Source organism: Nocardia sp. Tas62D01 (assembly GCF_055232035.1).
Genome location: NZ_JBUYUZ010000001.1, coordinates 2,814,760 through 2,826,489 on the forward strand (window position 1 = coordinate 2,814,760; position 11,730 = coordinate 2,826,489).

Annotated in this window: 12 protein-coding genes and 1 pseudogene; 7 read left to right on the plus strand and 6 right to left on the minus strand. The window is 66.7% G+C overall.

Annotated features, from left to right (window positions below):
- Window positions 1-10 precede the first annotated feature (10 nt).
- The 5 genes from ACV7NQ_RS13840 (at window position 11) to ACV7NQ_RS13860 (ending at window position 5,198) form a co-directional block, all read left to right on the plus strand.
- Window positions 11-955 (plus strand): SIS domain-containing protein, encoded by a 945-nt coding sequence (locus tag ACV7NQ_RS13840; protein WP_463360013.1) that lies wholly within the window; start codon window positions 11-13, stop codon window positions 953-955.
- 283 nt (window positions 956-1,238) lie between these two features.
- Window positions 1,239-2,258 (plus strand): ROK family protein, encoded by a 1,020-nt coding sequence (locus ACV7NQ_RS13845; RefSeq protein WP_463360014.1) that lies wholly within the window; start codon window positions 1,239-1,241, stop codon window positions 2,256-2,258.
- Window positions 2,255-3,433, plus strand: a complete 1,179-nt coding sequence (locus tag ACV7NQ_RS13850; protein WP_463360015.1) for an N-acetylglucosamine-6-phosphate deacetylase — start codon at window positions 2,255-2,257, stop codon at window positions 3,431-3,433. Before ACV7NQ_RS13845 ends, ACV7NQ_RS13850 begins: the two co-directional genes overlap by 4 nt.
- On the plus strand, window positions 3,430-4,380 hold the full coding sequence (locus ACV7NQ_RS13855; protein ID WP_463360016.1) for a 1-phosphofructokinase: 951 nt from the start codon (window positions 3,430-3,432) through the stop codon (window positions 4,378-4,380). The genes ACV7NQ_RS13850 and ACV7NQ_RS13855 overlap by 4 nt, the downstream gene beginning before the upstream one ends.
- Entirely contained in the window at window positions 4,377-5,198 is an 822-nt protein-coding gene (locus tag ACV7NQ_RS13860) for a class II fructose-bisphosphate aldolase (RefSeq protein ID WP_463360017.1), read from the plus strand. Before ACV7NQ_RS13855 ends, ACV7NQ_RS13860 begins: the two co-directional genes overlap by 4 nt.
- A gap of 473 nt (window positions 5,199-5,671) precedes the next feature.
- Here ACV7NQ_RS13860 and ACV7NQ_RS13865 read toward each other — a convergent pair whose 3' ends face one another.
- Together ACV7NQ_RS13865 and ACV7NQ_RS13870 are read right to left on the minus strand one after the other, a co-directional pair.
- The gene (locus tag ACV7NQ_RS13865; protein WP_463360018.1) at window positions 5,672-5,887 is read right to left on the minus strand and encodes a DUF397 domain-containing protein; all 216 of its coding nucleotides are present in this window, start codon (window positions 5,885-5,887) and stop codon (window positions 5,672-5,674) included.
- Window positions 5,884-6,753 carry a helix-turn-helix domain-containing protein gene (locus ACV7NQ_RS13870; RefSeq protein ID WP_463360019.1) on the minus strand — a complete coding sequence of 290 codons (870 nt, stop codon included), beginning with the start codon at window positions 6,751-6,753 and terminating at the stop codon, window positions 5,884-5,886. Before ACV7NQ_RS13870 ends, ACV7NQ_RS13865 begins: the two co-directional genes overlap by 4 nt.
- A gap of 185 nt (window positions 6,754-6,938) precedes the next feature.
- Here ACV7NQ_RS13870 and ACV7NQ_RS13875 point away from each other — a divergent pair, with 185 nt between their 5' ends.
- A complete protein-coding gene (locus tag ACV7NQ_RS13875) occupies window positions 6,939-7,199 on the plus strand; it encodes a hypothetical protein (RefSeq protein ID WP_463360020.1) in 261 nt (86 codons plus the stop codon).
- Window positions 7,200-7,264: 65 nt separating this feature from the next.
- Window positions 7,265-7,723, plus strand: a complete 459-nt coding sequence (locus ACV7NQ_RS13880) for a DUF4254 domain-containing protein (RefSeq protein ID WP_463365661.1) — start codon at window positions 7,265-7,267, stop codon at window positions 7,721-7,723.
- Window positions 7,724-7,898: 175 nt separating this feature from the next.
- Here the strand turns inward: ACV7NQ_RS13880 and ACV7NQ_RS13885 are convergent.
- From ACV7NQ_RS13885 to ACV7NQ_RS13900, 4 genes and pseudogenes are all read right to left on the minus strand, one after another.
- A pseudogene (locus tag ACV7NQ_RS13885) lies at window positions 7,899-8,200 on the minus strand (DUF3349 domain-containing protein).
- A gap of 10 nt (window positions 8,201-8,210) precedes the next feature.
- Window positions 8,211-8,495, minus strand: a complete 285-nt coding sequence (locus ACV7NQ_RS13890; protein WP_463360021.1) for a hypothetical protein — start codon at window positions 8,493-8,495, stop codon at window positions 8,211-8,213.
- Between the two features lie 138 nt (window positions 8,496-8,633).
- Complete coding sequence (locus ACV7NQ_RS13895) at window positions 8,634-9,929, minus strand: anion permease (RefSeq protein ID WP_463360022.1); 1,296 nt, start codon at window positions 9,927-9,929, stop codon at window positions 8,634-8,636.
- Between the two features lie 258 nt (window positions 9,930-10,187).
- Complete coding sequence (locus ACV7NQ_RS13900) at window positions 10,188-11,699, minus strand: ATP-dependent DNA ligase (RefSeq protein ID WP_463360023.1); 1,512 nt, start codon at window positions 11,697-11,699, stop codon at window positions 10,188-10,190.
- Window positions 11,700-11,730 lie beyond the last annotated feature (31 nt).

The following is an 11,730-nucleotide window of genomic DNA, read 5'->3' on the forward strand; positions in this document are numbered from 1 at the left end:
TAAATTTGACATGAACGATCATCAGGGCGATTCTGTTGTCGTGCCGATCTCCGCTCACCCCACTCCCGTGACTCATCTGGCCAACGAGGTCGCCACCCAGCCGGACGACTGGGCGCGCGCCGCAACCATCGCTGCCGAGCAGCGCGCCGTGCTGCCCCAACCGGGCGAACGCGTGGCCGTCATCGGCTGCGGTACTTCACTGTTCATGTCCCGAGCCATCGCCGCACTGCGCGAGGGCTCCGGCCAAGGCATCACCGACGCCTGGCCCGCCAGTGAAGTCCGCTCCGGTCGCGAATACGACCGGTATCTCGTCATCTGCCGCTCGGGCACCACGACCGAGGTGGTGAACGCCATGCGGGAGATCCCAACACACATTCCGCGCACCGTCATCTGCAGCAGCCCGGGCACCCCGGTCCTCGAGCTGGGTGACCCGATCCTCATCGACGAGGTCGACGAGCTGTCGGTGGTGCAGACCCGCTTCGCCACCACCACGCTGGCCATCCTGCGCTGGCATCTCGGCGAAGACCTGAATCCGGCGATCGCCCAGGCGCGGGCCGTGCTCGCCGAGGACCCTGCCGCGTCACTGGCGTCGGTGCGCCACGCCGAACAGATCAGCTTCGTCGGCATGGGCTTCGCCGCCGCAATCGCCGAAGAGGCGGGCCTCAAGCTACGCGAGTCCTGCCAGTCCTGGACCGAGGCATACCCGCAGACCGAATACCGCCACGGCCCCATCAGCATCTCCACCCCCGGCCGCGCGGTCTGGGCCTTCGGTCCGCTGGTCCCCAACTTCGAAGCCGACGTGGCCGTCACCGGCGCTCACTTCGAGCACCGCGATATCGACCCGATGGCCGACCTGATGCGAGTCCACCAACTCTGCATCCTGCGCGCCGCCGACCAAGGTCTCGACCCCGACCATCCCCGCAACCTCAACCGCTCGGTTGTCCTGGACCAGTGAACCGGGCGTGACCCCCTCGCCAACCGACAGATCTGCGCTGCTCACAGCGCCGACACCGGCGCGGATCACTACGCTGCCAGATATGGGAACGGCGCAGTCCGAGGTGGCAATCGCACGACCAGACGCCGCAACGAGTCGGTCTGGATCACAGGCGGCCGCGCCGACCAGGTCCACGGACCCGACACAATCCACCTCGGGAACTGCCGGACCCGAGGCCTGGACAGCTCCGGGGTCGCACGCAGGAGCATCCTCCAGTGCACCCGGAGCTAGCCGGGCCGCCGGTATGACAGACACCGCGAATCCCGAAGCCGAACATACCGATACAGCGAGCCATGCGACCGATGCAGTCCGCTCCGATGCGGTGCTACAGCCGGACATCTCGACTCTGCCCGCGGACGCACTGGTGCTCGGCGTAGATGTCGGCGGGACCACGATGAAGGGCGAGATCACCGGCTCGACCGGCGCGGTGCTGGCGGCGGCCGTCCTCGAGACACCGCAGGGCGAGGCGGCGTTCGAGACCATGGGGGTGCTGGGTGATCAGTTGCTGGCCGAGCTGACGGATGAACAGCGCGGCCGGGTGGCTCGGGCCGCGGTGGTGCTGCCCGGGATCGTCGACCCCGTGCGGTCGATTGCGATATTCAGTAGCAATGTCGGATGGCGTGACGTGCACATCGGCGATCGGTTCACCGCCCGCTGGGGCATACCGGTGCTGATCGAACACGATGTCGCAGTGGCTGGTTGGGCCGAATGGCGATTCGGGGCCGGGCGCGACCACGACGACGTGTGCGTCGTCATACTCGGTACCGGCATCAGCGGCACCCTGTCGGTCGGCGGCAAGCTCGTGCGTAGCCGATTCGGCCAGACCGGCGAATACGGCCACATCCCGGTCCGCCATGCCGACGGCCTGCGCTGCCCGTGCGGCAATATCGGCTGCGTCGAAACCGTGGCCTCCGGCGCCTCCATCGCCCGCGCCTACCGCCGCCGCACCGGACACGAAATAGACAGCGCCGCCGACGTTTTCGCGCTACTAGATGCCGATCCAGACGCCAAGGCGGTAGTCGACGACGCCATCAGCGCCCTGGCCGACGGCCTACTCGGCATCATCCACGCCACCTGCCCCGAACTGATCGTCCTCGGCGGCGGCCTCGCCGGCGCCGGCGCCGCCCTCACCGACCCCCTCTACCGAACCCTCGCCGAACGAACCCGCCTAGTTCCCCCACCCCCGGTTGTAGTCGGCGAATTCGGCGCCCGCGCCGGACTGGTCGGCGCCGCCCGCTTCGCCCGCCAAGGAGTGCTCGGATGAGCAGGCAGGCATCCATGCGAGCAGCGGCCGATCTCGAGGTTCGTGGACGGATCGTTTCGGCGGCGCGAGTGCTCGACGACGGGGTGGTCTCGGTTCGTGGGGAGCGGATCGCGGCGGTGCGGTCGTTCGCGGAATGGCATGCGGTGCATCCCGATTCGGCTGCTCCGGCGTTTTCGGGCACGGTGTTTCCCGGGCTTGTCGATATTCATAATCACGGCGGGTTCGGGCATCGGTTCGATACGGTCGATGCCGACGAGGCGCGGGCGGCGGCGGAGTTTCATCATTCGCGCGGGTCGACGACGGTGCTGGCGAGCGTTGTCACCGGGGCCGCGGCGGATATGGTGGCGCAGGTCGGTGCGCTTCGCGAGGTGGCGGAGGCCGGGGTCATCGGCGGAATCCATGCCGAGGGCCCGTTTCTGGCGGCCGCGCGTTGCGGGGCTCAGGATCCACGCTTCCTGCGCGATCCCGATCTCGATCTCACCGATCAGCTGCTGGCCGCCGCGAACGGGCATCTGCGGGTGATGACGTTGGCTCCCGAGCTGCCGGGTTATGACAAGGTGGCGCAGCGTCTTTCCGACAGTGGCGTGGTGGTGTCGCTGGGCCACAGCGATACCGACTTCGCCCGGTTCCGGCAGGCGTTGCGGCCCAATGGGTTCGGCAGTCTGGTCACCCACCTCGCGAACGGCATGCCGCCGATGCACCATCGGGCGCCCGGCCCGGTTGCCGCCGCACTTGTCGCGGCAGCGACCGGGCACGCGGTGATCGAGCTCATCGGTGACGGTGTGCATATCGATTCCGGTTTCGGTGCACTGGTTTTCGCATCCGCACCAGGACGCATCGCGCTGATCACCGATGCCATGCAGGCCGTCGGCATGCCCGATGGCGAATATCAACTGGGTCCGCAGGCTGTCCGGGTGGCCGACGGGGTGGCCCGGATTGCCAGTGGATCCATCGCGGGCGGCATCGCCGATCTCCGGCACTGCCTGGCCTGGGCGGTCCGGGATTGCGGCGTTCCGCTGCGCGATGCCGTGATTGCCGCCACTTCGATTCCGGCCGCCGCGGCCGGACTGCCCGATGTGGGCGACCTACGTACCGACCAGTTTGCCGACCTACTGATAGTCGATGACAACGTACTGTTGCGCCGAGTACTCAGACGTGGACAGTGGTTGACGTGATCCTCACCGTGACAATGAACCCCGCTTACGACATGACCTATCGCGTCGAGCGTTTCGAGCGCGGCCAAGCGCACCGGGTCCGCTCGGTCGAACAGCGCATCGGCGGCAAAGGCATCAATGTGACGCGGGTGCTGAATCAGCTCGGAAAGTACGCCCGCGCAACAGGTTTCTCCGATCATGCGTTTGCGGCGGCGGCCGAACTGGAAATGCCGGTCGATTTCGTGCACGCGCTGCCCTGGGTCCGGCGCACGGTGGTGATCAGCGAATCCGAGGACGGCACCGCCACCGCGTTATGGGAGCCCGGTGCGCGCGTATCGAATCCGCACGCCGCCGACCAACTAGCCGTCCGAGTCGCGGGCCTGCTGCCCGACATCAACGGCCTGGTGATCTCCGGGTCCCTGCCGGGCGGCATCAATCCCGCGCTGCCCGCTGAGCTCGCGCGCACCGCCATCGCCGCGGGCGTTGCGACCATCTGCGATGTCGACGGCGAGCCACTACGTTTGGCCGCCCAGGTCCCCGGCGTCATCCTGATGCCCAATACCGAAGAGCTCGAACGCCTCACCGGCCGAGTCCCGATCACCCCGGACGAGGTCGTGACCGCCGCCCGCCCGCTCTTCGAACGCGGGATCCGCGCCATCATCGCCACCCGCGGCGCGGAGGGCATGATCGCGATCACCGCCGACGGCGCCTGGTCCGCGACCCTCCCCGAGCCCCTCGCCGGAAACCCCACCGGCGCAGGCGATTCCGCAACCGCAGCAGTAATAGCGGCACTCTCCGAAGAAGCCGAACCGGACTGGCCCGCCATCCTCGTCGACGCCGTAGCCACCTCTGCCGCCGCGGTGGTCATCCCCGTAGCCGGCGAAATCGACCGCTGCCTGCGCACCCGCATAGCCCCCACCGTGCGCGTCGAAGAACTCCCCGAACCGAGCACTTCGGAGGCCACGTGACCCTCACGTCGGTTCCCGATCTGATCGCCGCCGCGCGTCCTGGCGGCCTCGGCGCTTTCAACGTAATCACACTGGAGCATGCCGAAGCTATCACCGCGGCGGCCGAGTCCACGAAACGTCCAGTGGTGCTCCAGCTTTCGGAGAACACGGTCCACTACCACGGCAGCCTGGCGCCCATCGCGCTCGCCTGCCTGCGCATCGCGACAGACAGCACCGCCGACATCGCCGTGCACCTCGACCACGCCACCTCGTTCGAGCTCATCGAAGCGGCCGTCGATCTCGGCATCCGCTCGGTCATGTACGACGGCTCCACCCTCGACTACACCGCCAACGTGGCCGCCACCGCCGAGGTCACCCGCTGTTGCCACGCCCGCGACGTCTTCGTCGAGGCCGAACTCGGCGAGGTCGGCGGCAAAGACGGCGCCCACGCTTCCGGCGTCCGCACCGACCCCGACGAAGCCGTCGAATTCGTCGCCAGCACCGGAGTAGACGCCCTGGCCGTAGCCGTCGGCTCCTCCCACGCCATGCACACTCGCACCGCCGATCTGGACAACGACCTCATCTCCCGCCTGGCCGCGAAAGTCCCCGTCCCCCTCGTCCTCCACGGCTCCTCCGGCGTCCCCGACGAAGGCCTCCGCGCCGCCGTCGAACACGGAATGACCAAAATCAACATAGCCACCCGCCTGAACGTCCTGGCCACCGAAGCCATCCGCACCACCCTCACCCCCAACCTCTCCGACCCCCGCAAATACCTAACCCCCGCCCGCACCGCCGTCCAGCAGGAGGTTGTGCACCTCCTCGACCTCCTAGCCCCCTAACCCTGCCCTATGTCGACGGCGGTGCCGAATCCCGATGTGCCATTCGGGGTCGAGGAGAGTTGCGGACCGGCGGCGGCGGCGAGGGTCCGGCGCCGCCGGTCGGCGGGGAGGTGGTTCAGGGCAGTGAACCACCGGGTCGGGACGGAAGGGGTGGATGAGCCGCTTCCGTTCGCCGACGAAACAATCCTGCGCCAGCGACCTCGAGGGTTACCGCGACGAGCCTGTGAGTCTGCTGGGAAGCGGGCCGGCACCACTGGTCCACGAGTAGCGACGCAGCTCAAACCGTGGTGCGCCAGGAGAATGAATCGCCCTGCCCTACCGATAGGAGATCCAGCTACTCGAATTGCCGCCGCGAATGCCGCACCCCCGGGAGAACCCGCCGCGTGTCGGCTGCGGATCAAGCGGGCGGAAACGCGACAACAGCTCGGTTGGCTGTCATGAAGGCGGACCACTCGGCTGCCCGATCGCACTCATCAGGCGAACGGGAACTGGGCGGCTCGGACGGCGGCTATGAAGGCTGACCAGCTTTCACCCTCGAACCCGAGGATGGGTCGAGCATCAGGCAGGCCCCGATACTTGCTGTCTCGCACGAGGACTCGATCACCAACGTATCGGATCTCGACGCAGGTTTGGCTGTCGTTCGAATAAGAAGACTTGAACCAACCGGTACTGCTCACCCCCTGGATCATAATCGACGGGCTGCGGTCCTTATCAGCGCTAACGAGTCCGCGCGGGCGAGGGCGAGCGACTGTACGCGGTCGTGTACGAAGCGCAGGTCGCGCACCTTGGTTTCCTTCCTGCCCACGTCGTCGACGATGATCTGGCCGAACACCGCTGATTCGTGCCACGCCAGGGTCGGCAGGCGCGGACTCGCGAAATCCAAGAGGTGGTACGTCGATCCGGTCGGCAGGCTGTGCGATGCGGTGAACGGGATGACTCGTAGGTCGATATTGTCCGGATGGGACTCGACAACATCGGCCAGGTGAATCAGTTGGCGCGCAAGCACATCGGGCCCGCCGATTTGGTGCACGAGCGCAGCCTCACCGATGACCGCCAGCAGCTGCAGCGGGGCACTGCCTCCTAGCCGCTGCTGGCGCTGTAGTCGCGCCTCGATTCGCTGATTGACCTCGATCGCCGGCACTGTTGCGCTGCCGGATGTCATCAGCGCCCGGATGAACTCCTCACCTTGGAGTAGCCCTGGCATGAGGACACTTTCGTACGTCCGGATGCATTCCGCACCCCATTCCATGCCGTAGTACCGCATGATGTCGTCACCGAATAGCGCCGAATAGCGCGTCCACCACCCACGGCCCTTGGCCACCTCGCGCAGGCCAAGTAGCTCGTCCTGTTCCTTGTCGTCGATCTCCAGGATGTCCAGCAGTTGCTCGAGCTTGTCCTTGGGCAGGAGGTTGCGTTCGTTCTCGATGTGCGACCAATAGGCGGGCGATACATCGAGCGCCTTGGTGATCGAGGAGGCGCCGATGCCCAACTCCAGGCGTCGTTGCCGCAGCCGGAGCGCCAGCTCCCAGCGTGCAACCGCAGGTGACAGGGCCATGTCGCGCATAGTACAACCCAAACTCTCGCGGAAGTTTGCCAGTAGCTTGACTCGTATACTTTACGAATCTACAGTCTGCGTGTTATAGATCACAGGCGGGAGCGTTCAGCCGGGCCCGCACGGCGCAGGTCGAGGGGGGTCGTATGGCTGTGCATGTTGTCGATCGGGCGTGGATGGTTGGTGATTTGACCGCACATCAGGCTCGGCGGGTCAGTGACGATGCTTGGGTGGTTTCGTATTTGCGGGGGCGGATGCTCACTACTGAGCAGGCGACCGCGGCTATTCAGGCGGCCGAGATTGTTGCGGTGATGGATGAGCTCGCGGGGCGGATCGGGCTCACCGCGCTGGAGGCTTTGGGGCTTGCGGTTACCGAAAGCCCTTGGGAGACAATGCCATCTCGGCATCGCCATCGCATTCCCAAGATCAATGGGCGGCACCGGCGGTAAGTACGCGTGGGTCGTGCGCATAGATCGTTGTCCAGCAACATTATTCGAATGAGGGGGTAATCGTGATGGAACCACTGCCGTCGAAGGAACACATTTTGGAAGCGTGCCGCGCCATGCCACGCAGCAATCATCCGGTGCTGGAATCCGCGCACCTACTGGCGGAACTGCACGAGCGCCGCAGGCATGCCGCGCTGGGCTCTACCGCCGATATCGACCAGCACCGCGCCCGCCTCGTGCTCGCCATCGACCGCTGGGTGGCCACCGAGGTCCCACTCCCCCACGGCGGCGCGCACATGCATTCCGAGACGGTCGGTACGGTGGTCGACCGCATGGCCCAATTCTCCATCTGTGCCTACGAAACCTTGTTCGGCGCACCGGAATGGGTGGTGCACGATGCCTGGGTACGACTCGCGGAACTCGCTCTCGGCTACCAAGACCTCGCCTTCGAAGTCTCCGCTGGCATCCGCCGCCTCCCCGACCTCGGCGGCCACCGCCCCTACGACTCCGATCGACGCTGGCTCTGACTCCGGGACCAGGGCAGCGCTCCCCCGCGCTCGGTAAAGGCCCAGCCTTGCAACACCCGAGCAACGGTCTCATGTCCGACATCTCGAACGGCCCGGCCATCGTGGCCTCGAATTCGCCCCAGCCATACCCCATCGACGATTTTCACTCGACGTCGGCGATGGGTGTGGCCAGCGGCTATCCGCCTGCGGCGAGATGGGAAGCGACCCTGGCGATATCGTGCGTGTCCGGTTGCTCCACGGCGAACCGGGCGATCGCCGCCTCGATATCGGCGTGACTGATCTCGGTGTCGAGGTTCTCGCTCACCATTTCTTCGACGATCGCGACGCCTCGAAATCGGTCAGATGCCGATATAGCACCGCAAACAGTGCCACATAGTCGGAACTGGGAATCCCGTGCGGGTATCCCGCGCGCAACCAGCCGATGACCCGGCTGAGCACGTTCGGCCGCGCCTGCGTGATTTTCGGTTGATCGGTCACCGTGCGCCCTTCAGGACTGTCCGAACAAATGGCTGCCGAACTTGGCGGCGATGAATGCCTTCGCGATGTAGAGGATGCCGGTGACGACCGCGGCAATTACCAGCCCGAAGCACACCAGCGCCCCGGCCACAGCGGGGTAATTGCGTGGTGCGGCACGGCCTTCCGCGGTGACCGAATCGGCCGCCGACCAGAACCGCACCCCGAAAGCGAAGATGATCGGAAGGCCGGCGCCGAATACCAGACCCGCGGCGGTTACCTTCCATAGCGCGTTCAGATTCGTTATGAGCGTATGCACGGATCCTCCTCCTGTGAGCCACACGTCGCGAACGATTCCCGATGCCTGGCGAATGGCGGCCGGGCTACCAACGCCGGCCCCGAACCCGACGCCGGTCTCGCGGACCGGTGCACCCGACTCGGTGTTGTTCGACATGCTTCAGACCTGTGCGGAACGGGGTTGAGTATCAGGTCCTGCCGACGACATGTCGGTAGGCGGCGACAACCCGTCGGCGTTCCCACCGCCCGCGGCATCCGCCGACGTCGAACTCCCCTTCGCAATATCGGAAGCGGCGTCCGGCGTGTCGACCACGCCCGGTGTATCGCCGGGCCATTCGTTGACATTGGTGGTGTTCACCGGATGGCGCCGAGACAGCAGGTACATCACGGCCGTAAGCACGCCCAGGATCCCGAACACCACGAGCACCCCGGGAAGCCCGCCGATAACGTGCGCGATGCCCCAGCACACGGCCCCGGCCACGGCCGCGAGCGGCAGCGTCAGCAGCCAGGCGACGACCATGCGGCCCATCACGCCCCAACGCACCTCCGCGCCCTTGCCGAGCCCGGTACCGAGGATGGAACCCGTGACGGTCTGCGTGGTCGAGAGCGGCAACCCGAAATGCGCCGAGGTGAGAATGATCGCGGCGGACGAGGTTTCGGCGGCGAGACCCTGTGGCGAATCGATCTCGACGAGCCCCTTCCCCAGCGTCCGGATGATCCGCCAACCACCGAGGTAGGTGCCCGAGGCGATGGCGACGGCACAGGCCGCCATGACCCAGAGCGGCATGTCGGCGTTCTTGGTGAGCGTGCCGTTCGCGACCAGCGCCAAGAAGATCACACCCATCGTCTTCTGCGCGTCGTTGGTGCCGTGCGCCAGCGAGACCAGCGAGGCCGAGCCGATCTGGCCCCAGCGGAAGCCGCCCTCGACCTTGTCCGCATCCGAGCGCCTGGTGATCCAATAGACCCCCCAGGTGCCGATGGCCGAGACCAGCGCGGCCACGATCGGGGCGAGCACGGCGGGCAGCACGATCGTGGTCAGCACGCCGTCCGCTCCGGACGCCCAGATCACCCCGCACCAGCCGAGCGCGGCGATGGTCGCGCCGATCAAGCCGCCGAACAGTGCGTGCGAGGAACTCGACGGCAGGCCGAACAGCCAGGTCAGCAAGTTCCACAGGATGCCGCCGACCAGGCCGGCGAACACGATGATCAACAATTCTTGGCCGTGCACGGCATCGAGCCGGACGATGCCCTTGGCCACAGTGGCGGCGACCGCCACGGACAGGAAGGCGCCGACGAGATTGAGCACCGCCGACAGGGCGACCGCGATCCGCGGCCGCAGCGCGCCGGTGGCGATCGAGGTCGCCATGGCGTTCGCGGTGTCGTGGAAGCCGTTGGTGAAATCGAAAGCAAGTGCTGTGACGATCACGATCAGAAGAACTAGCAACTCGACGGTCACCCATCAAGTGTGCGTTAAAGGCGTCGACGGTTGGCAGCGGGTTACCCGATTATTGGGCAACCATTTCGGATGCGCTAATGCAAATTTCAGCCACCTACCTGCCGAAGCTCGAGCATCCCGCCGCGGTTTCAGGCCACCAGCGGCCGCGAACCCGGCCCGGTCCACGGCGCGAACCGCACCGGTAATGTCGCGACCACCGGCACCGGGCGGCCCTTGGCGTCGGTCGATCGGATCAGCAGCTCGGTGGAGGTGACTCGGTCAGGGCAGCAGCGCTCGGACCGCGTCGATGGTGTCCACGTCCGCGGGGTCCTTGTCCGGGCGGTAGCGGACGACGCGGGCGAACCGGAGGGCGACGCCGCCGGGATAGCGGGAACTCACCTGGACGCCGTCGAGGGCGATCTCGACGACGAGTTCCGGCCACAGGTAGACAGTGGTCTTGTCGCGGGCGTGTTCGTGGCGCGGGAATTCGGCGGTCTGCCATTGCAGCAGTGCGTCGGTGAGGCCCTTGAAGGTCTTGCCGACCATGACCGGGTCGCCGGTTTCCGGGTCGCGGGCGCCGAGATGCAGGTTCGACAGGTAGCCGGTGCGGCGGCCGTATCCCCATTCGGCGCCGAGCACCAGCAGATCCAGGGTGTGCGCCGGTTTGATCTTCTGCCAAGCACGGCCGCGGCGGCCCGCCGCATACGGCGCGGTCAACGACTTGATCATGACACCCTCGTGCCCGGCGGCGAGCGCGCCGTCGAAGTACTCGGCGGCGGCCTCGGGATCGGGCCGGATCAGGGCGGGAATGCTGTGTACCGCAGCAACTTTCGTCAATGCGATGCGTCGCTCGTGCAGCGGGGCGTCGAGCAGGTCGCGGCCGTCCAGGTGCAGACAGTCGAAGAAGTAGGGGTGCAGCAGCAGCTCCCTGGTGGAGGTCACCTCGGCAAAGCGGCTCATCGTCTCCTGGAATGGGCGGGGCCGACCCGAATCGGTCAGTGCCAGCGTCTCCCCGTCCAGCACGACGCTGGTGCAGTGCAGCCCGGCGACCAGGTCCACCAACTCCGGCACGCTCGCGGTGATATCGCGCAGCGTCCTGGTGAACACCCATACCTGCGATCCGTCGCGATGCACCTGGATGCGGGCGCCGTCCATCTTGTGCTCGACGCTCACGTCGCCGTCGAACTCGGCCATCGCCTCATCCAGCGTCGCACCGGGCGAGGCGAGCATGGGCTGGATGGGGCGGCCAACCTCCAGCTTGAATTCGCTCAGCGCATCCACCCCGCCGGTCAACGCGGCGACCGCCGTGACGGGCAGCTGGCCCGACAGCATGTAGGCGCGGCGAACCAGATCCACCGGCACCTGTGCCGCCGCCGCGACCGCCTCGCTGACGATCGCGGTCAGCGCACCCTGGCGCAACTCACCGGTCAGCAGGCGCAGCAGGAAGGTCTGCTCATCGGCGGTGGCCGCGGCCCACAGGGCAGTCAGCAGTTCCTTGCGCCGGTTCGCCGAACCGGAACCCGAGATCGTCGCCAATTCCTCGAACGCGCTATCTACCGCCGAAACCGTCAGTGTGGCAACCGTATTCGGCGGACCATCCAGCGCGGTCAGCGTGCGCCAGCCGGTGCCGATACGTCCCTGCCGCAGCTCGCCGGAGACCCAGGCGACGACTGGGACGAGCTCCTCCGGCACGGCCTCGGACAACAGCCCGGCAAGCGAGGCGATCTTCGTCTTCCGGGATCGCGTCGCACGGACGGTCTCCGAGGCCCGCACAACATCCGAGAACAGCACCACATGACGGTAACCCGTGGATGTGACATAT